The 23,679-nt window shown below is 68.7% G+C and carries 19 protein-coding genes and 2 tRNA genes; 14 read left to right on the forward strand and 7 right to left on the reverse strand.

What is annotated here, in order from left to right:
• Positions 1–53: 53 nt before the first annotated feature.
• The 3 genes from FWJ67_RS01830 to asnS all read left to right on the forward strand — a co-directional run bounded on the left by FWJ67_RS01830 (position 54) and on the right by asnS (position 2,013).
• Positions 54–129, forward strand: a tRNA-Ala gene (locus FWJ67_RS01830).
• A gap of 99 nt (positions 130–228) precedes the next feature.
• The gene (locus FWJ67_RS01835; protein ID WP_304174869.1) at positions 229–675 is read left to right on the forward strand and encodes a YlbF family regulator; all 447 of its coding nucleotides are present in this window, start codon (positions 229–231) and stop codon (positions 673–675) included.
• Positions 676–726: 51 nt separating this feature from the next.
• Positions 727–2,013, forward strand: a complete 1,287-nt coding sequence (gene asnS / locus FWJ67_RS01840) for an asparagine--tRNA ligase (RefSeq protein WP_369686603.1) — start codon at positions 727–729, stop codon at positions 2,011–2,013.
• Positions 2,014–2,067: 54 nt separating this feature from the next.
• Here the strand turns inward: asnS and FWJ67_RS01845 are convergent, their stop codons facing one another.
• Positions 2,068–2,334: a DUF2619 domain-containing protein gene (locus tag FWJ67_RS01845; protein WP_304174874.1), complete on the reverse strand. Its 267-nt coding sequence runs from the start codon at positions 2,332–2,334 to the stop codon at positions 2,068–2,070.
• A gap of 214 nt (positions 2,335–2,548) precedes the next feature.
• Between FWJ67_RS01845 and FWJ67_RS01850 the strand changes: the two genes are divergently transcribed.
• The 6 genes from FWJ67_RS01850 (at position 2,549) to FWJ67_RS01875 (ending at position 10,955) form a co-directional block, all read left to right on the forward strand.
• Positions 2,549–3,910, forward strand: a complete 1,362-nt coding sequence (locus FWJ67_RS01850) for a TrpB-like pyridoxal phosphate-dependent enzyme (protein ID WP_369686604.1) — start codon at positions 2,549–2,551, stop codon at positions 3,908–3,910.
• A gap of 102 nt (positions 3,911–4,012) precedes the next feature.
• Positions 4,013–5,437, forward strand: a complete 1,425-nt coding sequence (gene leuC, locus FWJ67_RS01855) for a 3-isopropylmalate dehydratase large subunit (protein WP_304174880.1) — start codon at positions 4,013–4,015, stop codon at positions 5,435–5,437.
• 28 nt (positions 5,438–5,465) lie between these two features.
• On the forward strand, positions 5,466–6,059 hold the full coding sequence (gene leuD / locus FWJ67_RS01860; RefSeq protein ID WP_304174883.1) for a 3-isopropylmalate dehydratase small subunit: 594 nt from the start codon (positions 5,466–5,468) through the stop codon (positions 6,057–6,059).
• Positions 6,060–6,132: 73 nt separating this feature from the next.
• Positions 6,133–7,368 carry a serine hydroxymethyltransferase gene (gene glyA, locus FWJ67_RS01865; RefSeq protein WP_414481781.1) on the forward strand — a complete coding sequence of 412 codons (1,236 nt, stop codon included), beginning with the start codon at positions 6,133–6,135 and terminating at the stop codon, positions 7,366–7,368.
• Positions 7,369–7,644: 276 nt separating this feature from the next.
• On the forward strand, positions 7,645–8,661 hold the full coding sequence (locus tag FWJ67_RS01870; protein ID WP_304174888.1) for a 2-oxoacid:acceptor oxidoreductase family protein: 1,017 nt from the start codon (positions 7,645–7,647) through the stop codon (positions 8,659–8,661).
• On the forward strand, positions 8,661–10,955 hold the full coding sequence (locus tag FWJ67_RS01875) for a thiamine pyrophosphate-dependent enzyme (protein ID WP_304174891.1): 2,295 nt from the start codon (positions 8,661–8,663) through the stop codon (positions 10,953–10,955). Before FWJ67_RS01870 ends, FWJ67_RS01875 begins: the two co-directional genes overlap by 1 nt.
• An 81-nt stretch (positions 10,956–11,036) precedes the next feature.
• Here FWJ67_RS01875 and FWJ67_RS01880 read toward each other — a convergent pair whose 3' ends face one another.
• Complete coding sequence (locus tag FWJ67_RS01880; RefSeq protein WP_414481762.1) at positions 11,037–12,275, reverse strand: MFS transporter; 1,239 nt, start codon at positions 12,273–12,275, stop codon at positions 11,037–11,039.
• Positions 12,276–12,733: 458 nt separating this feature from the next.
• Between FWJ67_RS01880 and FWJ67_RS01885 the strand changes: the two genes are divergently transcribed.
• From FWJ67_RS01885 to FWJ67_RS01895, 3 genes are all read left to right on the forward strand, one after another.
• Entirely contained in the window at positions 12,734–14,008 is a 1,275-nt protein-coding gene (locus tag FWJ67_RS01885; protein WP_414481763.1) for a glycosyltransferase family 4 protein, read from the forward strand.
• 336 nt (positions 14,009–14,344) lie between these two features.
• The gene (gene serS / locus FWJ67_RS01890) at positions 14,345–15,631 is read left to right on the forward strand and encodes a serine--tRNA ligase (RefSeq protein ID WP_304174897.1); all 1,287 of its coding nucleotides are present in this window, start codon (positions 14,345–14,347) and stop codon (positions 15,629–15,631) included.
• A 57-nt stretch (positions 15,632–15,688) separates the two neighbouring features.
• Positions 15,689–15,776, forward strand: a tRNA-Ser gene (locus tag FWJ67_RS01895).
• Between the two features lie 212 nt (positions 15,777–15,988).
• On the opposite strand, the gene FWJ67_RS01900 is transcribed toward FWJ67_RS01895, so the two are convergent.
• From FWJ67_RS01900 to FWJ67_RS01920, 5 genes are all read right to left on the reverse strand, one after another.
• A complete protein-coding gene (locus tag FWJ67_RS01900; RefSeq protein WP_304174900.1) occupies positions 15,989–17,425 on the reverse strand; it encodes a glycoside hydrolase family 1 protein in 1,437 nt (478 codons plus the stop codon).
• 86 nt (positions 17,426–17,511) lie between these two features.
• Positions 17,512–18,789, reverse strand: coding sequence for an extracellular solute-binding protein (locus tag FWJ67_RS01905; RefSeq protein WP_304174903.1), 1,278 nt, complete (start codon positions 18,787–18,789; stop codon positions 17,512–17,514).
• A gap of 93 nt (positions 18,790–18,882) precedes the next feature.
• Positions 18,883–19,788, reverse strand: a complete 906-nt coding sequence (locus FWJ67_RS01910; protein ID WP_304174905.1) for a carbohydrate ABC transporter permease — start codon at positions 19,786–19,788, stop codon at positions 18,883–18,885.
• Positions 19,789–19,798: 10 nt separating this feature from the next.
• Entirely contained in the window at positions 19,799–20,779 is a 981-nt protein-coding gene (locus tag FWJ67_RS01915; RefSeq protein ID WP_304174908.1) for a carbohydrate ABC transporter permease, read from the reverse strand.
• 35 nt (positions 20,780–20,814) lie between these two features.
• Positions 20,815–21,798: a LacI family DNA-binding transcriptional regulator gene (locus FWJ67_RS01920; protein ID WP_304174910.1), complete on the reverse strand. Its 984-nt coding sequence runs from the start codon at positions 21,796–21,798 to the stop codon at positions 20,815–20,817.
• Positions 21,799–21,987: 189 nt separating this feature from the next.
• Between FWJ67_RS01920 and FWJ67_RS01925 the strand changes: the two genes are divergently transcribed.
• Positions 21,988–22,947 carry an ATP-binding cassette domain-containing protein gene (locus FWJ67_RS01925; protein WP_304174912.1) on the forward strand — a complete coding sequence of 320 codons (960 nt, stop codon included), beginning with the start codon at positions 21,988–21,990 and terminating at the stop codon, positions 22,945–22,947.
• Complete coding sequence (locus FWJ67_RS01930; protein WP_304174914.1) at positions 22,944–23,654, forward strand: ABC transporter permease subunit; 711 nt, start codon at positions 22,944–22,946, stop codon at positions 23,652–23,654. Before FWJ67_RS01925 ends, FWJ67_RS01930 begins: the two co-directional genes overlap by 4 nt.
• The last annotated feature ends 25 nt before the right edge of the window (positions 23,655–23,679 follow it).

Below are 23,679 nucleotides of genomic sequence, written 5' to 3' on the forward strand. Positions count from 1 at the left end.
ACCTCCCTGGCACCACATGTTAGAATGGGCGCGCCGCCACTGGCGGTGTGCGTGGGGATGTAGCTCAGTTGGGAGAGCGCCTGCTTTGCACGCAGGAGGTCGGCGGTTCGAGCCCGCTCATCTCCACCAGAAACTGAGGCGAGTTGAGGAGCGCTCGGCCAGAGGGTCGGGCGCTTTGTCGTCCAGGAAGGCCTTGGCGGGAAGCGAAGAGGGAGGGGAGGGAGGCGGATGGAGCCCCAGGTGGCAGGGGCCCTCCGGTCGCTGCGGGAGGCGCTGGCCTCATCCCAGGCGGTCGCCCGGGTGCGGGAGGCCCGCCAAATGGTGGCGTCCCGAGAGGCGGCCCGCATCATGCTCAAAGATGTCCAAGAGGTCCAGCAGGAGATCCTGGAACGGACCGAGCGGGGCGAAGAGGTGCCCCAGGAGCTGGTCGCTCGCTACCAGCACGTGACCAGCCTGGCCGCCTACAACCCCTACATCCGAGAGCTCTTCGAGGCGGAGGCCGAACTTTTGGCTTTGCTCAACCAGATCCAGCGGGAGCTCCTCGAAGCCGCGGGCCTTATGGAAGGTCAGGCCCCGCCCCAGGGGCCAGACCGGCCCGCGGGGGACGGGGGCGGGCGGAAGACGGTCGACGCCGTGCAGAGCAAGCTTTGGGTGCCGGGCCAAGGCGCCCCCTAAGGGCAGGAGACTGTGGGCAAGGAGGCTTTTGGGGTGGCAGAGTCTGCCGTGGTGCGGAGCTGGGTGGAGCGTTTGGGCGAACACGTGGGCCAGGAGGTGGAGCTCCGGGGTTGGCTGTACAACAAGCGCTCCTCGGGCAAGCTCCTCTTCCTGCAGGTGCGGGATGGGACGGGGATCGTCCAGGCCGTCCTCTTCCGGCCTGAGCTGCCCGAGATCTTTGAGCGGGCGGAGCGCCTGGGCCAGGAGAGTTCCATCATCGTCCGGGGCGTGGTCAAGGCGGACCCCCGGGCGCCCGGCGGGTACGAGCTGGCGGTGACGGGCCTGGAGGTGATCCAGGCCGCCGAGGGCTACCCCATCACCCCCAAAGAGCACGGGGTGGAGTTCCTCATGGATCACCGCCACCTGTGGCTCCGCTCCCGCCGGCAGCACGCCATCTTGCGGGTGCGGGCCGAGGTGATCCGCGCCACCCGCCAGTTCCTGGACGATCAGGGTTTCTTGCTGGTGGACGCGCCCATCCTCACGCCCCTCTCGGTGGAGGGAACGACCACCCTCTTCGAAACGGACTACTTTGAGGAAAAGGCCTACCTCACCCAAAGCGGCCAGCTCTACGCGGAGGCCGCGGCCATGGCCTTCGGCCGGGTCTACACCTTCGGCCCCACCTTCCGGGCGGAGAAGTCCAAGACCCGCCGCCACCTGACGGAGTTCTGGATGGTGGAGCCCGAAGCTGCCTTCATGGAGCATCAGGAGAACATGGCCCTCCAAGAGCAGCTGGTCACCCACGTGGTCCGGCAGGTGCTCCAGAACCGCCGGCAGGAGCTGGAGGTCTTGGAGCGGGATCTGGCCCCCTTGGAGAAGGTGGAGCCGCCCTTCCCCCGCCTCACGTACGATGAAGCGGTGGAAATGCTCAAGAAGCGGCCCGAGGGCTTCACCTGGGGTGACGACTTCGGAGCGCCTGAGGAGACTTGGCTGGCCAGCCAATTCGACCGGCCCGTCTTCATCGAGCGCTACCCCCGGCAGTGCAAGGCCTTCTACATGCAACCTGACCCCGCGCGGCCCGAGGTGGTCCTCTGCGACGACCTCCTCGCCCCCGAAGGGTACGGCGAGATCATCGGCGGCGGCCAGCGGATCCACGACGTGGCGCTCTTGGAGGAGCGGCTCCGGGAGCATGGGCTTCCGGTGGACCGGTACCACTGGTACCTGGACCTCCGCCGCTACGGCACCGTTCCCCACTCGGGCTTCGGCATGGGCATCGAGCGGGTGGTGGCGTGGATCTGCGGCCTCCCCCACGTGCGGGAGACCATCCCCTTCCCCCGAATGCTCAACCGCCTCACACCCTGACCCAAGCCCTATTTCCCGGGAAACGCTCTCCAGGGCCCGGCCGCGCGGCCGGGCCTACCGCGTTCCCAGGAGGATGAGGGCCACCCCGCAGGCGATCAACCCCAGGCGTGGCCAGGGCAGGTGGACCGACAGGCTGGCCAGGCCCAGGAGGCTGACCAAGAGGAGCACCGTCGGCCCGACCAGGCCCAAGAGCCCGTTGATCCGCATGGCGTGGTCCACCCGGCCCCAGCGGATCATCAGGTAGGCGGCGGCCAGTTCCAAGCTCCCTGAAAGCACCCTGAGCAGGGCCATCCCCCGGACGATCTCGCCGTCCCCCGGCACCCACCCCACCCCCAGCGCCCGACCGTTCCCGTCCTACCCTACGCCGGACGGAGCCGCCGGCAGAACCGGCCTTGGCAGGACTTGGATGGGGTGCGGCGAATAGGTGCTGATATTATCCGGCCGACCTGCCCCCAGAGGGCAGCGCGGCCGACCCCGTGAGCGAGAGGCTGAGACGGGCCATCGTCTGAGAGGAGCTGAGCTGAGGATGTCCCAGGTGCCCACCAAGATCCTGCTCGACGAGTCACGCTTGCCCACCCACTGGTACAACATCCTGGCCGACATGCCCACGCCCCCCAAGCCGCCCCTCAACCCCCAGACGGGAGCCCCGGTCCGTCCCGAGGATCTGGCGGCCATCTTCCCTCCTGCCCTGATCGAGCAGGAGGTGAGCAGCGAACGGTGGATCCCCATCCCCGAGCCTGTTCGGGAGGTCTACCGCCTCTGGCGGCCGACGCCCCTCTTCCGGGCCCACCGGCTGGAAGCGGCCTTGGGGACGCCCGCCCGCATCTACTACAAGTACGAGGGCGTCTCCCCGGCGGGCTCCCACAAGCCCAACACCGCGGTGGCCCAGGCCTACTACAATAAGGAGGCTGGTATCCGGCGGCTGGCCACCGAGACGGGGGCGGGCCAGTGGGGGAGCGCGCTGAGTCTGGCCTGCAACCTGTTCGGTTTGGAGTGCACCGTCTACATGGTGCGGGTGAGCTACGACCAGAAACCCTACCGTCGGTCCATGATGGAGACCTGGGGGGCGACGGTCCACCCCAGCCCGAGCCCCCACACCCAGGCGGGGCGGCGGGTGCTGGGGGCCGAGCCCGACTCGCCCGGCTCTTTGGGGATCGCCATCAGCGAGGCGGTGGAGGATGCGGCCACCCACGAGGATACCAACTACGCCTTGGGAAGCGTCCTCAACCACGTCCTCCTTCACCAAACGGTCATCGGGCTGGAGGCCAAAGAGCAGCTGGCTTTAGTGGGGGAGAAGGCGGACCTGGTCATCGCCTCCTGCGGCGGGGGCAGCAACCTCGGGGGGATCGCCTTCCCCTTCCTCTACGACCGGTTTGCCGGGGACGAGGTGGAGGTGCTGGCGGTGGAGCCCGAAGCCTGCCCCACCCTCACCCGGGGCCGGTACGCCTACGATTTTGGCGACGTGGCGGGGTTGACGCCTCTTTTGCCCATGTACACCCTGGGCCGGACCTACGTGCCGCCGGCCATCCACGCGGGCGGGCTCCGCTACCACGGGGATTCGGCCTTGGTCAGCCAGCTCTACCATGAGGGCCATATCCAGGCCCGAGCCTATCCCCAGAGGGCGGTCTTTGAGGCTGCTGTCCTCTTCGCCCGGAGCGAAGGGATCGTCCCTGCGCCTGAGTCGGCCCACGCGGTCCGGGCCGCCATCGACGAGGCCCTCCGCTGCAAGGATCAGGGCGAGGCCCGCACCATCCTCTTCAACCTGTCGGGCCACGGCCACTTCGATATGGCGGCCTACGACGCCTACCGCTCGGGCCAGCTGGAGGATGTGAGGGATCCAGGTGAGGCCATCGCCCGGGCCCTGGCAGAGCTGCCCGAGGCGCCCCCGCTGGTGTAGGCCTGAGAGCCTTCGTGACGGCGCCCGGGCAGGGTTCTCCCGCCGGGCGCCGTACTCATTCTGAAACCCTGGCGACCGCCGGTATAAATCGAGGTGACCAAGGTGGCGGGAAAGACCCTCTTCGACAAGGTGTGGGAAGCCCACGTGGTGGTGGAGGAGCCGGGCAAGCCGCCCCTTCTCTACATCGACCTCCACCTCCTCCACGAGGTGACTTCCCCCCAGGCCTTTGAAGGCCTGCGCCTGGCCGGACGCCGGGTGCGGCGGCCTGACCTCACCTTTGCAACCATGGACCACAACGTGCCCACCACCCCCAGGATTCCCGGCCAGCCCCTGAGCCCGGACCCCATTGCGGCCCAGCAGATGGAGACGTTGATCCGCAACTGCCGGGAGTTCGGGATCACCCTCTTTGATCTGTACAGCCCGGACCAGGGGATTGTCCACATCATCGGCCCCCAGCTGGGCCTCACCCAGCCCGGGAAGACCATCGTCTGTGGCGACAGCCACACCTCCACCCACGGGGCCTTCGGTGCGCTGGCCTTTGGGATTGGGACCAGCGAGGTGGAGCATGTGCTGGCCACCCAAACCCTCCCCCAGTGGAAGCCCAAGAGCATGGAGATCTGGATCGAGGGGGAGCTGGGCTTGGGGGTGACGGCCAAGGACGTCATCCTGGGCCTCATCGGCCAGATCGGCACCGACGGGGCGACAGGCTACGTGGTGGAGTACCGGGGCCCCGTGGTGGAACGGATGACCATGGAGGAGCGGATGACCATCTGCAACATGGCCATCGAGGCCGGGGCCCGGGCGGGGATGGTCGCCCCTGATGCGACCACCTTCGCCTACCTGGAGGGACGGCGGTACGCGCCCAAGGGCGCCGCCTTCGAGCGGGCCGTCGCCTACTGGGAGACCCTCCCCACCGATCCCGATGCCACCTTTGACCACCGGGTGGTCTTCGACGTCTCCCGCCTCGCGCCCCAGGTGACCTGGGGGACCAGCCCCGGCATGGTGACCGACGTGACCGGCCGGGTGCCCGACCCCAGTGAGTTTGCCGACCCCGAAACCCGCCGGGCGGCGGAGCGGGCCCTGGAGTACATGGGGTTGGAGCCGGGCACACCCATCCAGGAGATCAAGATCGACCGGGTCTTCATCGGGTCCTGCACCAACGCCCGGCTGGAGGACCTCCGGGCGGCGGCCCAGGTGGTCCGGGGGAAGAAGGTGGCCCCGGGCGTGCGGGCCATGGTGGTGCCCGGCTCCCAGTGGATCAAGTACCAGGCCGAGCAGGAAGGCTTGGATCAGATCTTCAAGGAGGCGGGCTTCGAGTGGCGGGAGGCGGGCTGCAGCATGTGCCTGGGCATGAACCAGGACATCCTCCAACCCGGCGAGCGGTGCGCCTCCACCTCCAACCGGAACTTTGAGGGCCGGCAGGGGCGGGGCGGGCGGACCCACCTGGTCAGCCCCGTGATGGCCGCTGCGGCCGCCATCTACGGCCACTTTGTGGATGTGCGGGAACTCGGGGTGCTCACAGCCTGACCTTATGGCCTGAAGGGAGTCGGTGCGCATGGAACCGTTCCGGGTCCACCGGGGCTTGGCGGTCCCCTTGGACCGGATCAATGTGGATACCGATCAGATCGTTCCCAAGCAGTTCCTCAAGCGGGTGGAGCGGACGGGCTTCGGCCAGTTCCTCTTCTACGACTGGCGGTACGATGAGCAGGGCCAGCCCCGGCCCGACTTCGTCCTCAACCTGCCCCGCTACCAGGGGGCGACCATCCTCATCACCGGGGCCAACTTCGGGTGCGGCTCCTCCCGGGAGCACGCCCCCTGGGCCCTGAAGGAGTACGGCTTCCGGGCCATCCTGGCGCCCTCCTTCGCGGACATCTTCTACAACAACTGCCTCAACAACGGCCTCCTTCCGGTCCGGCTCGAGGCTGAGGTGGTTGGGGAGCTGATGCGCCGCGCCACGGAGGAGGAGGGGTACTACGTGACCGTCGACCTGGAGGCCTGCCAGGTGCGGGACGATCACGGGCTGGTCCAGCCTTTTGAGCTGGATGCCTTCCGGCGGCGCATGCTCTTGGAGGGGCTGGACCCCATCGACATCACCTTGGAGCATGAGGCGGCCATCCGGGCGTACGAGGCCGCCCATCCCGGTTGGTAGCCGCCGGGCAGGCCGGGCCAGCAGGAGGCTGAGGATCGTGGCCGACGAGGAAGCTCTTTACCGATCGGAAGCGTTGGAGCAGATCCGGCGGGTGGACCCGGAGGTGGCGGAGGCCATCGCCGCCGAGGTCCGTCGCCAGCAGCAGACCCTGGAGCTGATCGCCTCCGAGAACTTCGCCAGCCGGGCCGTCATGGCTGCCCAGGGCCTGGTGATGACCAACAAGTACGCCGAAGGGTACCCAGGGCGCCGTTACTACGGCGGCTGCCGGTACGTGGACATCCCGGAGCGGCTGGCCATCGAGCGGGCCCAGGCCCTCTTCGGTGCGGAGCACGTCAACGTCCAGCCCCATTCGGGGGCCCAGGCCAACCAGGCCGTCTACTTCGCGGCTCTGGAGCCGGGGGCGACCATCATGGGTATGGCCTTGCCCCACGGGGGCCACTTGACCCACGGCAGCCCCGTCAACCTGTCGGGGAAGTGGTTCCGGGTCATCCCCTACCATGTCTCCCGGGAGACGGAGGAGCTGGACTACGACGAGGTCCGCCGCCTGGCCTTGGAGCACCGGCCCAAGCTGATCGTGGCCGGGGCCAGCGCCTACCCGCGCCAGCTGGACTTCGCCCGGTTTGCGGCCATCGCCCAGGAAGCGGGCGCCCTCCTCATGGTGGACATGGCCCACATCGCCGGGCTCGTCGCCGCGGGGCTCCATCCCAACCCGGTGCCCCATGCGACCTTCGTCACCACCACCACCCATAAGACCCTGCGGGGGCCCCGGGGTGGGTTGATCCTCACCACCGCCGAGTGGGGCCCGGCGGTGGACAAGGCGGTCTTCCCCGGCATCCAGGGCGGCCCGCTCATGCACGTCATCGCGGCCAAGGCGGTGGCCTTGAAGGAGGCCCTCACGCCGGAGTTCCGAGCCTACCAGGAACAGGTGGTCCGGAACGCCCGGGCCCTGGGCCAGGCCTTGCAGGAGCGGGGCTGGCGCCTGGTGACGGGCGGGACCGACACCCACCTCCTCCTGGTGGACGTGAAGGCCCGGGGCCTGACGGGCAAGGAGGCGGAGGAGCGGCTGGAGGCGGTGGGGATCACCGTCAACAAGAACACCATCCCCTTCGACACGGAGAAGCCCTTCATCGCCAGCGGGATCCGGCTGGGGACCCCGGCGGTCACCACCCGGGGGATGAAAGAAGGGGAGATGGTCCTCATCGCCGACCTGATCGACCGGGCCCTCACCGCGCCGGCCGAGGCCGCCGCCATCGCCGACCAGGTCCGGCAGCTGACCGACGCCTTCCCCCTCTACCCCGGCTGGCCCTGAGCCGGCCTGGGATCTAGGGCCCTGCCCGCGGCAGGGCCCTTTTTCACGCGCCGCGCTGGTCTCACCCGGGGACTCAACCTTGCCGGGGACGAGCCGACCCTTGGGACAGATGACCCGTGAACTTTGACCCTATTTGCGGAGAAGGTGATGGGGATTGTTGGATCGGTCGGTTCGTCGGTTGTGTGATCTTGTGATCAATGGTACGATCGAGTGGGACACGCGTGGGTTTGGTGCCGCCCGGAGCGTGTCTCTGTCGTGAGGGAGAGGGGGAACTCGATGAACGCGACGTTGCCCGTCACCAACGAAGAGGGATTCTACGAGATTCGTCTGGAATCCATCGGGGGGCTGGGGGCCAACCTGGCGGGCAAGATGCTCGCCGAAGCCGCCGTTCTGCACATGGGTTTCAACGGGGCCAACTTCGCCTCGTACGGCTCCGAAAAGAAGGGAACGCCTGTCAAAAGCTTCATCCGTTTGGGCCCGCCGGAGATCAAGCTCCGGACCAGCGCGCCCGTGGAGCGGCCGCACCTTCTGGCCATCTTCCACGAGGCCTTGATCCGGACGGGCGACCCCGCCGGGGGCATCTACCCCAACAGCGTGGTGGTCGTCAACACCGCCCGGAGCCTGGATGAGCTGGCCCAGGACCTGAAGATGACCAGCGGCACCCTGGGCGTGGTGGATGCGCTCCAGATCGCGGTGGAGGAGAAGAGCCGCATCAACACCGTGATGATGGGCGCGCTGACCCGGGCTTCGGGTTTCATTGATCCCGAGGCGGTCAAGGCCGTCATCCGCTCCACCTTTGAACGGAAGTACCCCCATCTGGTCGAGCGGAACCTGCGGAGCTTCGACCGGGGCTACGAGGAGCTGGAGCTGAAGACCTTGGGCGACGGTACGGGCGAAGGCAAGCCCTACCACCGTCCGGCTCCCAAGTGGGGGTACCTGAACGCTCCCCTGGGCGGCGTGGTCGCCGATCCCGGCAACAGCATGCTGAAGGATCTGAGCGCCTCCCGGGAGGGCTTCGTGCCTGTCTTCGATCGGGAGAAGTGCATCGACTGCGGCCAGTGCGACTTCGTCTGCCCCGACTACTGCTTTGTCTGGGAACAGGGGACCGACAAGAAGGGCCGCCCGGCCCAGCGCTTGGTGGGCATCGACTACCAGTACTGCAAGGGCTGCCTCAAGTGTGTTGAAGCCTGCCCGGTGCCCGGCGCCCTGACGGAGGCCAGGGAGACCGCCGAACTGGTCGCGAGCCGCCGGGTCCCCCATCGCTTCGTCCACGCGGAAAGGGTGATTGCCTGATGGCTGTTGCCGAAGAGGCCCTGCGCGAGGCCGGGCGCCCCAAGCAGAAGGTCGACTTCCTGAGCGGCAACGAGATGGCCGCGGTGGCCGCCCGCCAGATCAACTTCCACGTGATGGGCTACTACCCCATCACCCCGTCCACGGAGATTGCCGAGTTCCTTGACGCCATGAAGGCGGAAGGGGAGCACGACATCGTCATGATCCCCGGGGACGGGGAGCACGGCGCGGCGGGGATCTGCTACGGCGCCGCGACGGCAGGGGCCCGGGTCCTGAACGCCACCAGCGCCAACGGGCTCATGTACGCCCTGGAGCAGCTGCCCGTCCAGTCGGGCACCCGCATGCCCATGGTGCTCAACCTGGTCACCCGGTCCATCAGCGGCCCCTTGAACATTCACGGGGACCACTCGGACCTCTACTTTGCCATCCACACCGGCTGGATCGTCCTCCTGGCCCGCGACCCCCAGGCCGTCTACGACATGAACGTGCTGGCCGTCAAGATCGGCGAGCACCCCAAGATCCAGCTCCCGGTGATCGTGGCCTACGACGGCTTCTTCACCAGCCACCAGAAGCGCCGGGTCCAGTACTTTGAGGATCCCCAGGTGGTCCGGGACTTCCTGGGTGAGCGGCACCAGGAGTTCACCTCCGTCGACCCGCGCAACCCGGTGAGCATCGGGCCTTACATGAACGAGCCCGACTTCATCAACAACAAGTACCAGCTGAAGCTGGCCTTCGACGAGGCCCGCCGGGTGATCCCGGAGATCTTCGCCGAGTGGGGCAAGCTGACGGGCCGGCACTACCCCATCCTGGACACCTACCGGATGGAGGATGCGGAGGTCGCCCTCTTCCTGGTCAACTCCGCGGCGGAGACGGCCAAGGACGTGGCGGACGCGCTGCGGGAAGAGGGCATCAAGGCGGGCGTCATCAGCCCCAACGTGCTCCGGCCCTTCCCGGCTGAGGAGATCCGCCGTGCCCTCAAGAACGTCAAGGCCCTGGTGGTGGGCGAGCGGGCCGATACCTCCTTTGGCGAGGACGGGTCCCAGCTCACCCACGAGATCAAGTCGGCTCTCTGGGACGACCGGGAGAACAAGACCCTGGTCCTCTCCCGGATCTACGGCCTGGGCGGCAAGGAGTTCTACCCGGAGGACGCCCGTGCTCTCTTCGAGCTGGCCATCGAGACGGCCAAGACGGGCAAGGTGGAGAAGCCCTTCGACTACCTGGGTGTGACGCCGGGCGATCCTGAGAAGACGCCCGTGCGGGTCGTCGATCCTCTCACCAAGGAAGAGGTCAACCAGGGCCTGGTCGAGGTGACCAAGAACGAGGAGACGGGCCGCCTTGAGGTGAAGATCGCCCGGCCGCGGGAGCTCACCGCGCGGCCCAAGCGGATCCTCTCGGGTCACGGGGCCTGCCCCGGCTGCGGCATCTTCTCTGGGGTGGACACCTTCCTGAAGGGGATCGAGGGCGACGTGGTGGTCCTCTACCAGACGGGTTGCGCCTACGTGACCACCACCGGGTACCCCTACAGCGCCCACCGGGTCTCGTTCATCCACAACCTCTTCCAAAACGGGGCCCCCACCCTGGCCGGTGCGCTGGAGGCCTTCCGGGAGCGGCAGCGTCGGGGCGAGCTTCCGCCCGATGATGAGCTCACCTTCATCATGATCACCGGGGACGGCGGGATGGACATCGGCATGGGCTCCGCCCTGGGGACCGCCCTGCGGAACCACCGGCTGATCATCCTGGAGTACGACAACCAGGGGTACATGAACACCGGCGCCCAGCTGTCGTACTCGACGCCCTACGGGCACCGGACCAGCACCAGCAACGTGGGTTCGGTGGGCAGGGGCAAGACCTTCCACCACAAGGACACGGCCCAGATCATGGCGGCGACCCGCATCCCGTACGTCTTCACGGGCTCCGAGGCGTTCCCCCAGGATCTGGTCAAGAAGGCGGCCAAGGCCCAGTACTACGCCACCCACGAGGGGACGGCCTACGGCAAGATCCTCATCAGCTGCCCCCTCAACTGGCGGAGCGAGGAGCGGCTGGGCACCAAGATCCTGGAGGCGGCCGTCAACAGCTGCTTCTTCCCGCTCTACGAGGTGGAGCAGGGGAAGACCACCATCACCTACAATCCCGAGGACCGGGAGAAGAAGGTGCCCGTCAGCGAGTGGCTCAAGATGATGGGCAAGACCCGGCACCTGCTCAAGCCGGAATATGCCGAGATGCTGGAGGAAATCCAGCGGGAGGTCGACTTCCGCTGGGAGCAGCTGAAGGCCAAGCACGCCAGCCCCATCCTCTGATCCGCTCCAGGTCAAGGTGGGGACGGAAGCGGGCCGGGTCTCCCCGGCCCGTTCTCGTTTGCCCCTGCCGGCGGCCGCCCGCTAGGGCCGGACCTCCGGGGCGTGGGCGGCCCGGGGCGCGGCCAGCCAGAGGAGGAGAACGCCCAGGAGGGTCTGGAGCGCGGCCCCGGTGAAGAGGAAGGCCTCACCGAACCGGTCCATGAGGGCGCCCAGGACGGGGGGCGTGAGGATGGCCCCCGTGGTGGTGAACAGGTAGTAGAGGCCCGTGTAGGTGCCCGTCTGGACATTCTGGCCGAGGGCGGCCACCGAGGGGTACGCGTTGACGACGATGAAGGCCCAGAGAATCCCCACCGCGGCCAGGGCCAGGAGCAGGGGAAGGCCGGGGCGGAGGAGGGGCGCCACGAGCAGAACCAGCACCAGCAGCCCGCCGGCGGTGGCCATGGTCCGGTGCCGGCCCAGCCGGGCTCCCACCAGGCCGCCGGGGATGGCCAGGAGAATGAGCATGGCTGCGGCCGCCAGGAGCGCCTGAGAGGCGGCGCCCGAGGTCATCCCCAGCCGGACGGTGGCGTAGGTGCTGAACAGCTGGTTGAGCGCGTTCCAGGAACCCCAGATCAAGAGGAGCCCGAAGAGGAGCGCCAGGGGCCGGCGGTCTCGGGAGCGGATCAGGCCTCCAACGGTGGTGAGAAGCCCAGGCGCTTCCTCCTCTGGCGGCCCGTCCCGCCACCCCAGGGGGGTCCTGGCCTCCTTCAGGAAGATGAGGAGGATCCAGGGCACCACGAGCAAGAGGCCGCCCATGATGGCGAAGGCCGTCCGGTCATGGTCGGGCAGGAAGAGGGCCCCCACCCCGAAGGCGACGGCGCCGCCCAGGCCGCCCATCAGGTTGATCACGCCGTTGGCCGGGCTCCGCAGCGGTTCCGGCGTCACGTCGGGCATGAGGGCGACGGTGGGGGAGCGGTGAATCCCCATGAAGAAGTCGAAGAGGATGACGAGGGCGATGAGACTGACGAGGCTGGTGTGGTAGGGGAGGAAGAGGAAGGCCAGGCCCGCCAGGGGCATGCCCACCAGGACGTAGGGCAGCCGGGGGCCCAGGCGGGTCCGGGTCCGGTCGCTGAGGGCGCCCACGTACGGTTCCAGGAAGAGGGCGGCGATCTCGTCCAGGATCATGAAGGTGCCCACCAAGGTGTTCACCTGCTCGGGGAACCGGGGCGCCAGGAACCCCCGCAGGTAGAGGGGGACCTGGACGTTGAAGAGCGCCCAGGCCCCTGAGATGGCGAAGAATCCCAAACCCAGCAAGAAGGTCCGACCCCAGCGCAAGGTCACGCAGACGCCTCCTTCCAAGAGCCAGCTGCTCCCTCTGTTCGGGACGGCCCGCTGGGCTCCTTGTCCCGGGGGAACAAGCGGCCCGCTGCGGGTGCGGCCACCGGCGGCCCCGGTTCTTCCGGGAGAAGGCGGCCAGGACCTGCCTTGACACTCCGCGGAGCGCCATGGTAAGGTAAATACAATCATAATGGGGCGTTCCGCCCCTGAGCGTGGTGCTCCAGCGGCTGGCAGCAGCTCTTGTTCCATCTCTCTCGGTGATGCACCATCATTCCGCTGGGAAGGCGCCACCTTCGAGGCATCGGGCCTGATTGGCGAACAGGCGCCGGTTGGGTTCGATGGCAAGCGGGGCCGTGGCGAAAGCCACGGCCCCGGCCCTTTCCTACCCTCTCCCGGGTCAGGGCCGCCCCTGGGGGTGCCGGGGCGCGCCGGGGCAAACTGCCCCCGTGGGGGGGATGCCCATGCGCGTCCTGCAGGTGGTCGGTTCAGCCGAAGGGGGCCTCCGCCGGCACCTGGTCCAGCTCCTGCGGGGCCTGGCGGGCCACCGCTTTGTGGTGGCCGGTCCCCCGGCGGTTCTGGCCGGCCTTGACGCCCTTCCGGCGGTGGAGGCTCTCTGGCCCCTGCCGGGAGGCGGCGGTTCCTGGGCCCCCGCCGGGCACGGCCGGGAGCCTTGGGCTGATCCGGGGGACGGCCAGAGCCCGCCCTTCGACCTGGTGCACGTCCACGGCTGGCGGCCTGCGTGGGCCGTCTTCCGGAAGATGGCCCCTTCTTGGCCGACGGTGTGGACCCTCCACACCCGCCCGCCGGCCGGGGTGCTGGCGAGGCTCTGGTTGGGGCGGCTCTTCCGCGCGGCGGAGGGCCGTCCCCTGCGGGTGATCGCGGTCTCCGAGAGCCTGGCGAGGGAGGTGGCCCAGCTCTGGCCTGGCGGGGCGGCGCGGCTCCAGGTGGTGCGGAACGGCCTGGCCCGGGAGGAGATGGACGCCCTGGCCCAGCGCCGGCGGCGGGAGCAGGCAGCCCGGCTCGATTGGTCGGCAGCGTCGGAGGCCCAGGGTGAGGCGCCGGAAGGGCCGGCTGAGCATCCCGTGGGGCCCCGAGAGCCGCCCATCCCTATCCCGATCCTGGGGTACTTGGGGCGCCTGTGGGCGCCCAAGGGCGTCCTGGATGCGGTGGAGGTTCTGGCCCGGCTGGTCCAAGCAGGATGGCCCGCGGTCTTGGTGGTGGGCGGGGAGGGTCCCCATCGGGAGGCCGCTGTCCGGCTGGCCCGGAACCGAGGGGTCGCCGAGCGGCTCCACCTCCTGGGCTGGCAGGAACCGGAGCCTTTTTTCGCCCGCATCGATCTCCTCCTCCATCCCTCCCGGGGCGAGGGCGGCTTCCCCTACACCATCATGGAGGCCATGGCGGCGGGGGTGCCCGTGGTTGGGTACCGGTTGCCGGCCATCGACGAGGTGGTGGCTAGGCCCGGGAGGCCTGGTGGCCAGGAGCTCCTCCATCTGGTCCCGCCCGGAGACCGGGCGGCCCTCAGCCGCCGCTGCGCCCTCTGCCTCCACCAGGCCGAGCGGACAGCCCGCCAGGCGGAGGCGGCCGCCGCCTTCGCCCGGGAGACCTTCTCCCTGGAGCGGACTCTGGGGGCGGTGGAGGGGATCTACCGGCAGGTTGTCCGGGAGGCGGCCGCCGTCCAAGGCGAGCCTGCGCCCGCCGGCGCTGGCCTTGCCGGGCCCGACCAGGTCCGGATATAATGGAAACCAAGGGAGAAGGCAGAGGCGATGATGGGGACCAGTACCCTTCGCCCAGCCCGTCCAGAGAGCCGGCGGGTGCTGCGAGCCGGTCGGGCGGGAAGGGGAATCCACCCCGGAGCAGGCGGCCAGCCGCCCCCGTCTGAAGCGCGGGGCGGTGAAGCCAACCGGTTGGGCCCGATACAGCCCGCACGAGCCATCCTCCGGCGAGGCGCGTCCGGAAGGATCAGGGTGGCACCGCGGTCCAATCCGCCCCTGAAGTCGGGCGGTTTTTTCTTTGTTCCCGGCGGGCCACCGGCGGCCGGGGCCGTCGCCGGGGCGAGCAGGAGGGTGACGTCCATGTTGGATCTCAAGTGGATCCGGGAGCATCCCGAGGAGACCCGTGCCGCGTTGGCCCGGCGGGGGGAGGAGGCGCTCCCCTCCATTGATGAGCTCCTCCGCCTGGACGAAGAGCGGCGCCGGCTCTTGGCCACCGTCGAGGAGAAGAAGGCCTACCGGAATCGGGTCTCCCAGGAGATCGGCCGGGCCCGTCAGGCGGGCGAGGATGTGGCCGACCGCATGCAGGCCATGCGGGAGCTGGGCGAGACCATCCGGGCGTTGGACGAGCAGGTCAAGGCGGTGGAGGCTCAGATCGAGGAGCGCCTCCTCCAGATCCCCAACCTGCCCCACGAGAGCATCCCCACCGGCCCCGATGAGACGGCCAACCAGGAGATCCGCCGGTGGGGCGAGCCACCCCGATTCGCCTTTGAACCCAAGCCCCACTGGGAGCTGGGCCCCCGTCTGGGCATTCTCGACTTCGAGCGGGCGGCCAAGATCACCGGGGCCCGGTTTGCCCTCTACTGGGGGGCGGGGGCGCGTCTGGAACGGGCCCTGATCAGCTTCATGCTCGATCTCCACACTCAGGAACACGGCTACACCGAGGTCTTCCCGCCCTTCCTGGTCAACCGGGCGGCCATGATCGGCACGGGACAACTGCCCAAGTTCGAAGAGGACATGTTCAAGTGCGAGGGGACGGACTACTACCTCATCCCCACGGCGGAGGTCCCGGTGACCAACCTCCACGCGGGCGAGATCCTCGCGGCCGACCAGCTCCCCTTGCGCTACACCGCCTACACCGCCTGCTTCCGGGCTGAGGCGGGCTCGGCTGGCCGGGACACCCGGGGCCTGATCCGCAATCACCAGTTTGACAAGGTTGAGCTGGTCAAGCTGGTCCGGCCCGAGACCAGCTATGAGGAGCTGGAGTCCCTGGTCCAGGACGCGGAGGCGGTGCTCCAGCGCCTCGGCCTCCCCTACCGGGTGGTCTGCCTCTCCTCGGGTGATTTGGGCTTCGCTGCCGCCAAGACCTACGACCTGGAGGTCTGGATGCCCAGCTACGGCCGCTACGTGGAGATCTCCAGCTGCAGCAACTTCGAGGCCTTCCAGGCCCGGCGGGCGGGCATCCGCTTCCGGCCCGAGCCCAAGGCGAAGCCCGAGTTCGTCCACACCCTGAACGGTTCAGGGCTGGCTGTGGGCCGCACGCTGGCCGCGCTCCTGGAGAACTACCAGCAGGAGGACGGCTCGGTCCGAATCCCCGAGGTGCTCCGGCCCTACATGGGCGGGCTGGAGGTCCTGCAGCCCCCGGCCTGAATTGACAGGGCCGAAGAGACCGTGTTAGGCTGAAGCCGACCGGGCGGGGCTCCTCGTGGAGGGGTGACGGAGCGGCCGAACGTGGCGGTCTTGAAAACCGCAGGGTCGCAAGGCCCCGTGGGTTCGAATCCCACCCCCTCCGCCAGTGGGGCTCCGCCCCTGGGGCATCCTCTGCGGGGCGAAGCTTGGGACGCCCCACCCTCTCCCCATCCCAGGGGACGGCCCGGAGAAGCGTGAGGCCGCCTGCTCAAGGGCTGAGCAGGCGGCCTTCTTCCGTGGGGGGCAGGTTTCCGCCGGCGCGTGGAGAAGGCCCGAGCCTCCCAGGGCCTGGCCCCGGCCGGCAAGGGCGGCCTCCCGTCAGGCGTCGAGGCCGTGCCGGGCGATCACGTCTCGGTACCAGAGGGCGCTGGCCTTGGGGATGCGCCGCTGGGTGGGGTAGTCCACGTAGACCAGGCCGAAGCGGCGGGTGTAGCCCCGGGCCCACTCAAAGTTGTCGAGGAAGGACCAGGCGAAGTAGCCGGCCACGGGTGCCCCCTCCTGAAGGGCTTGCCAGATGGCCCGCAGGTGCCCCTCCAGGTAGGCGATCCGCTCGGGATCGGCCACCCGGAGCTCGCCCCCTTCCTCCACCAGCTCGTCGGGGTACGCCGCGCCGTTCTCGGTGATGATCAGGGGGCAGGGGTGGTCCCACGGGGAGGGCTGGCTCCCCGCGGACGGGACCTCTTCCCGTGCCCGAGAGGAGGCGGGAACGGCCGCCAAGCGGGGAGCCAGGTAGGTCCGGTGAACCCAGGTCAGGACCTCCTGGAGCCCCTGGGGGTAGACCTCCCACCCCATGGCCGTGACGGGACCGGGACCGGCCACGTTCCGGATGCCGGTCCACGGCTCCGAGGGGTCGTGGGCCACCACGTGCCGGGTGTAGTAGTTGACTCCCAGGAAGTCCATGGGTTGGGCGATCAGCTCCAGATCTCCCGGTTCCACCGGCGGCTCGACCTGCCGCGCCTGGTACCAGGCGAGGGCCGTGTCGGGGTAGCGGCCCCGGAAGAGGGGATCGAGAAACCACCCGCTCTCGAGGGCCAGGGCCCGTTGGGCCGCCTCCTGATCCTCCGGAGCCGAGGAGGCGGGGACGTAGGCGTGGAGATCCAGGCTGATGCCCATCCGGCCCGGCAGGTTGAGCTGGCGGAAGGCCTGCAGGGCGAGCCCGTGGGCGAGGAGCAGGTGGTGGCTCACCCGGACCGCGGTGGCCAGGTCCCGCAGGCCCGGCGCGTGCTCGCCGTACAGGTGCCCCAGGAAGGCGACCACCCATGGCTCGTTGATGGTCAGCCAGAGCTTCACCCGGTCGCCCAACCGTTCCATGACGGTGACGGCCAGGTCCCGGAAACGGGCGGCGGTCTCCCGGCGGGCCCAGCCCCCCTGGGCTTGCAGAGCCTGGGGCAGGTCCCAGTGGTAGAGGGTGACCAGAGGCTCGATCTGTGCGTCCAGAAGGCCATCCACCAGCCGGTCATAGAAGTCCAGGCCGGCGGGGTTGGGCGCGCCCTCCCCGGTGGGGTAGATCCGGGGCCAGCTGATGGAGAACCGGTACGCCTGGAGCCCCAGGGCCTGCATCAGCTGGATGTCCTCCCGCCAGCGCCGGTAGTGGTCGCAGGCCGGCTCACCGCTGGAGCCGTCGTCGATGCGCCCCGGCTCCGCCGTGAAACGGTCCCAGATGGACTCACCCCGGCCGTCGGCCCGGGTGCTCCCCTCCACCTGGTAGGCCGAGGTGGCCGTTCCCCACAGGAACCCTTCTGGGAAAGCGAGCATGGTCACAATCTCCTTCCTGGGTTGAAGGTCGCCCTGCACCGGAGGGAGGGGCGGCCGGGCCGGAGCCCGGCCGCCCGCCGCGTCCGTCACCGCTCGTCGCGGAGCGCGCGGTCCACCTGTTCTGCCGCCCGGTTCAGGAAGGCCTGGACACCGCCCTGGCGCTCCAGGGTGCCATCGACGTACGCGGCCAGGACGTTGCGGAACTCGCCCACGATCGCGTTCTCGATGGTCCCCCAGGTGGCCAGGGGCGGGTAGGCCCGGGCGAAGCCGAGGGTGGTCTTGAAGGTCTGCCAGACACCCTGCTCATAGTAGGGGTCCTCGAAGGCAGAGAGGGTGGCGGGCAGCATCTTGGTCAGGTTCTTGGTGTAATCGACCAGGTTCTCGTCCCTCAGGAGGAACTGGATCCACTTCTTGGCGGCCTCCTGGTTGGGGCTCTGGCGGAGGATGGCCAGGTTGCTCCCGCCGGAGAAGGCGGCGCGCCCCGCCGGCCCCGCAGGAGGCGGCACGATGCCGTAGTTCAGGGACGGATTCTCGATCTCGATGTCGGCAATGTTCCACGGACCCATGAAGGCCATGGCCACGTTGCCGTTGATGAAGGCAGCGTCCGCCTGGTCCTGGTTATACTCAGCCGTTGCCCGGGAGGCGAGGCCTTGCCGGACCAGATCGACGTAGTACTCCATGGCGGCCACACCCTCCGGCCCGTTGAAGACGGCCCGCCGGGCGTCGATGTCCACCAGTTCGCCGCCGAAGGCCCAGAGGATGATGGCCCAGTTGTGGATGAGGTCGTAGGCGTTGGTGCCGGCGATGGCGATGGCCCGGCCCGCGCCGTGGGTGGCGATCAGCTTCTGGCCGACGGCGACCAGCTCCTCATAGGTCTGGGGGGGTTCCACGCCGGCGGCCGCGAACATGTCCTTGTTGTAGTAGAGGGCCCGGGTCTCAGCGAACCACGGGACGCCGTAGAAGTCCCCCTTGTAGGTGGTGGAAGCCAGGTTGGCGGCCATGAAGGCGTCCGCGCCGCCGAACTCGTTGATGTCCAGCTGGGACAGCCCGCCGGTGGCCGCCAGCTGGGGGTTCCACGTGGTGCCCACCTGGAAGACGTCGACGCCCTCACCGGTGATGATGGCGGTCGAGATCCGGCTCCAGGCCACGTCCCAGCCGATCACCTCGAAGTGGACCCGGATGCCCGTCTCCGCGTGGAACTCCTCCGCCTTCTTCTGCAGCCAGGGAACATGGATGGCGTCGGGCGCGTTGGGCATGACCCAGAAGGTGATCTCCTGGGCGGCCGCCGCCGCCGTCCCCGCCACGACCAAAGCCAGCAGCAGCAACAGGGCTCCCAGACCTCGCATGAGACGGTTGCTCAGCACACAGATGCCCTCCCTTGCTGGAATCTTCCGGGTGTTTGCACGGGCAGCCAGCCCTCGACGGCCTCCATCACCTCATCCCGCGGGAGACCCGCGTCAGCCTTTGGTCGCGCCCGCGACCAAACCGTCAATGATGGCCCGCTGCATGAGGGTGAAGAGGACAACGACCGGCAGACTGACCAGCACCGAGGCGGCCATCATCCCCGTCCAGTGGGCCTCCTGGGCGGTGATGTACTCCAGGAGCCCCACCGCCACCGTCCGGGTACCCCGTCCTGTCAGCACCGAGGCGAAGAGGATCTCATTCCAGCCCATGATGAAGGCGTAGATGCCCACCGCGGCCAGGCCGGGCCGGGCCAGGGGCAAGATGACGGAAAAGAGGGTCCGGAGGCGGCTGGCCCCGTCGATTTGCGCCTGCTCATCCAGCTCTTTGGGGATGGTGTCGAGGAAGCTCCAGAGCATCACGATGGAGAAGGGCAGGGCGAAGGAGGTGTAGGTCAGGATGAGGCCCGGGTACGTGTTCCGCAGCTGGATGCCGAAGCGGTGGTTGATCCAGGTGAAGAGGATGAAGTAGGGGATGAGGAAGAGGATGCCCGGCAGCATCTGGGTGGAGAGGACGGAGACCACGTACGCCTCCCGGCCCGGGAAGCGGAACCGGCTGAGCGCGTACCCGGCCAGGAAGGCCAGCAAGGTGGCCAGCACCATGGTTCCGCTGCTGATGATCAGGCTGTTCTTGAAGTAATCCAGCATGGGCACCGTCCGGTTGACGTTCAGGTAGTTCTCCCAGGTGAAGGACCGGGGAATCCACGAGGGCTCCCGTCCCGGCTGGGTCACATCGGCCCCCTGCAGCTCCAAGGAGGTCTTAAAGGAGCCGGAGACCATCCACCCGTAGGGGATCAGGACGCTCAAGAGGACCAGCGCCACCGCGCCGGAGAAGAGGACCCATCCCAAAGCCCGCCGGAGGCGCTGCCGCCTGCGCGGCTGGGTGTTGGACCGCGTCGCCATGCGTCTCACCTCACCCCTCGGCGAGGCTGCTGCCCCGCCGTACCGCCCGCAGGTAGATCGCGGTGAAGATCAACATGATGGCCATCAGCGCCAACGACATGGCCGCCCCCACCCCGAAGTCGAAGGTGGTGAAGCTCTCCCGGTGGATGAGGGTGGAGGGGACGTCGGCCGCCCACCCCGGATCCTTGCCCAGCATGACGTAGAACTGGTTGAAGGCGTTGTAGTTCCACAGGACGGACATCAGGATCAAGGTCCGGCTGATGGGGGCCAGGAGGGGCAGGACGATGTAGCGGAACTGCTGCCACCGGCCGGCCCCGTCGATCCGGGCCGCCTCATAGAGCTCCTTGGGAATGCTCTGGAGGCCCGCCCCCAGGATCAGGGCGGCGAAGGGCCACCCCTTCCAGAGGGCGGCGATCATCACCGCGTAGAGGGCCCGGCTGCCCACCAGCCAGATGATGGGCTCCTCCACCAGCCCCCACCCCAAGAGCCACTTGTTGACCAGCCCGATCCGGGCTTGGAAGATGAAACGCCAGACGCTGTAGGCGACCGAGTCGGGGGTGATGTAGGGGAGGAGGATCAGCCCCCGAACCAGGTTCCGGCCAGGGAAGGGTCGGTTGAGGAGGAGCGCGACGGCCATGCCGATGACGTACCCGAGGACGATGGTGACCACGCCGAAGAGGGTCACGTTCCAGAGGGACCGCCAGAAGCGGGCCCCCAACCGGCCGGCCGGGTCGAAGCCGTCGATGAAGTTCTGCAGGCCCACCCAGGGGGCGCTGGTCCACTGGGTGACCGTGTACAGGTTGACGTCCCGGAAGGCGACCATGATGCCCGAGAGCATGGGGATGTAGTGGACGAAGAGCATCCCCAGGACGGCGGGCAGGATGAGCAGGTAGGCGGGGCCGAAGCGCCGGAGGTGCGCCTTCCACCGGGTGGAGGCGGGAGTGCGAGCCCGGGATGGCGTCGCTGCCTCCAGAGGCCGGAGCCTTGTCATTGCAGTCCACCTCCAGGCCCGAGGGGCCGGCCCGGCTAGGCGGAGGCTCGCTCCACCAGCTGGGTCTCCAAGAGGACCCGCTCGGTCTCCAGATCCTCACCGGCAGCCAGGCGGATCACCATGCGAAAGGCGATGGCGCCCATCTCGGCCACCGGCTGGCGCACGGTGGTGAGGGGCGGGATGGCCGTCGCCGCCAGGGGCAGGTCGTCGTAGCCCATCACCGCCACATCGTCAGGGACGGACACGCCGTGCTCGTGCAGGGCGGCCAGGGCTCCCAGGGCCATGAGGTCGTTGGCGCAGAAGATCGCCCGGGGCAGGGGCCGGCCCGACCGGAGCCGCTCGGCCACCAGCCGGTACCCGGTCGGCTGGGTGAAGTCGCCCTCCCAGACCAGGTCGGGATCGAGCTCCAGGCCGGCCTCCTGCAGGGCGAGCCGGGCTCCCCGGACCCGGTCGATGGCCGATTGGATGGTGAGGGGACCGGTGATCAGCCCAATGGGATCGTACCCCTTGCTGAGGAGGTACTGGACCGCCCGGTGGGCCCCCCGCAGGTTGTCGACCCCCACATGGGGGTAGCGGCTGCCCGCATTCCGGTGGTCGACGACCACCATGGGGAGGCGCCCCTTCTGGCTGGCGAAGAGCTCCTCTTCCCGGTGTCGGGGGGTGATCACCACCAGCCCAGCCAGCCCGTCCGTTTGCTGGATCCGCTCCACCACGTTCTCCTGGGAGCGACCCTCGGTGGTGTAGAGCACCAGGTCGTACCCCCGGGCGAAGGCTTCCTGCTCCACCCCCATGAGCACCGCGCAGTAGAAAGGGGAGCTCACGTTGGGGACCAGGAGGGCCACCATCCGGGAGGTGGCCCGGGACCGGCGGGGCCGGGCGGGCTGGTACCCCAGGCGGGTGGCCGCCTCGACCACCCGCCGGCGCAGCTCCGGCCGCACCCGGGGATCCCCGTTCATCACCCGGGAGGCCGTGGCGGCGCTGACGCCGGCGAGTTCCGCTACCTGACGAAGGGTCGCCATGAAACATGCACCAATCCTTTCAGAAACAGATTTCTCCTGAGGTAGGCCATTTCCTGCAAGAACCGAGAAACATCTGGCGGAAGCCTCCCGGCCGCCCTCTCGGGCGCTGACGGGGGCTTGGGGAGCCCCTCTCTTGAATCGGTCCGAGGGCCTTTCCTACAATGAACCCTTAGGAGGAGGTGGCGTGGTGTGATCCATCTGGAGCACGTCTCCAAGTGGTACGCGGGGCGTGCCGCGGTGGAGGACTTGAGCTTCTCGGTGGAGGAGGGCGAGGTGGTCGGCTTTCTCGGGCCCAACGGGGCGGGGAAGACCACCACCATGCGCATCATCACTGGCTACATGCCGCCTTCCGAAGGCCGGGTGGAGGTGGCCGGCTTTGATCCGGTGGAAGACCCGGTGGCGGCCAAGAGCCGGATTGGGTACTTGCCCGAGTCACCTCCCCTTTATCCTGAGATGAGCGTGCTGACCTACCTCACCTTTGTCAGCGATCTGAAGCGGGTGCCCCGGTCCCAAAGGACCAAGCAGGTGGAACAGGCCATGGAGCGGACCGGCCTCACGGGGGTGCGGCACCGCCTCATCGGCCATCTCTCCAAGGGGTACCGGCAGCGGGTGGGGATCGCGCAGGCGCTCTTGGGCGAGCCGCCCGTCCTCATCTTGGATGAGCCCACGGTGGGCCTGGATCCCCGGCAGATCATCGAGATCCGCGAGCTGATTCGGGAGCTGGCCGGCTCCCACACGGTCTTGCTCAGCTCCCACATCCTGCCGGAGGTGCAGGCCCTCTGCCAGCGGGTGATCATCATCAACCGGGGACGGCTGGTGGCCGAGGACCGGACGGAGAACCTGAGCGCCAGCAAGGCGGGCGGCCGCCTGGAGCTGGTCGTCCAGGCTCCAGCTCCGGCGGTGGCCCAGAGGCTCGAGCAGGTGCCTGAGGTGGCCGGTGTCCGGATCCTGGAGCCGGAGACCGGCGGCCAGGTCCGCCTGCAGGTGGACGAGCGTCCCGGGATGGACGCCCGGCCGGCCATCTTCTTCGCCCTGGCCGAGGCCCAGTGGCCCATCCTGGAGCTGACCCGGCCCCGGTTCTCCCTGGAGGAGGTCTTCATGGAGCTGGTGACGCAGGAGCCGGCCGAGGCAGGGGAGGGTTCGGCATGAGTGGACTGGGCACCATCTACCGGAAAGAGCTCCGGATCCTTCTGGCTTCCCCCCTCTCCTACGTGGTGGCCGCCGTCTTCCTGGCCCTGGGGGGGTACTTTTTCTGGCTGTTCTTGGCCAACACGGCGCTGGCCTCCCTGAGCGGCTACTTCGGCAACAGTTCCATCGTCCTGGTCTTTATCGTGCCCGTGCTCACCATGCGCCTTTGGGCCGAGGAGGAGGCCCGGGGGACCGCGGAACTGCTCCTCACCAGCCCCGTCAGCCTGGGTCAGGTGGTGGTGGGCAAGTTCCTGGCGGTGGCGACCCTCTTTGCCGGCATCCTGCTCTTGACCGTGGGCTACCCCCTGGTCCTGATCCTCCGGAGCGACCCCCACCTGCCCACCATCCTCACCTCGTATCTGGGCTTCTTCCTTTTGGGGGCCGCCTTTCTGGCGGTGGGGCTCTTCACCAGCACCCTCACCCACCATCAGGTGATCGCGGCGGTGACCGGCTTCGGCCTGCTCCTGCTCTTTTGGTTCATCGACCTGGCGGCAGGCTCGGTGACCGGGACCCTCCGGCAGGTGCTCCTGGCCCTGTCGGCCTTCACCCACTTTGAGCCCTTCACCCGGGGGTTGATCAGCGCCGCGGACGTGACCTACTTCCTCAGCGTCATCGCCGGCTTTCTCTTCTTGGCTGAACGGAACCTGGAACGGAGGTTGTGGGGATGAACGACCGTGGACCGACGGCGGGACC

The sequence above is a fragment of the Limnochorda sp. genome, assembly GCF_047459355.1.
Lineage (GTDB): Bacteria > Bacillota > Limnochordia > Limnochordales > Limnochordaceae > Limnochorda.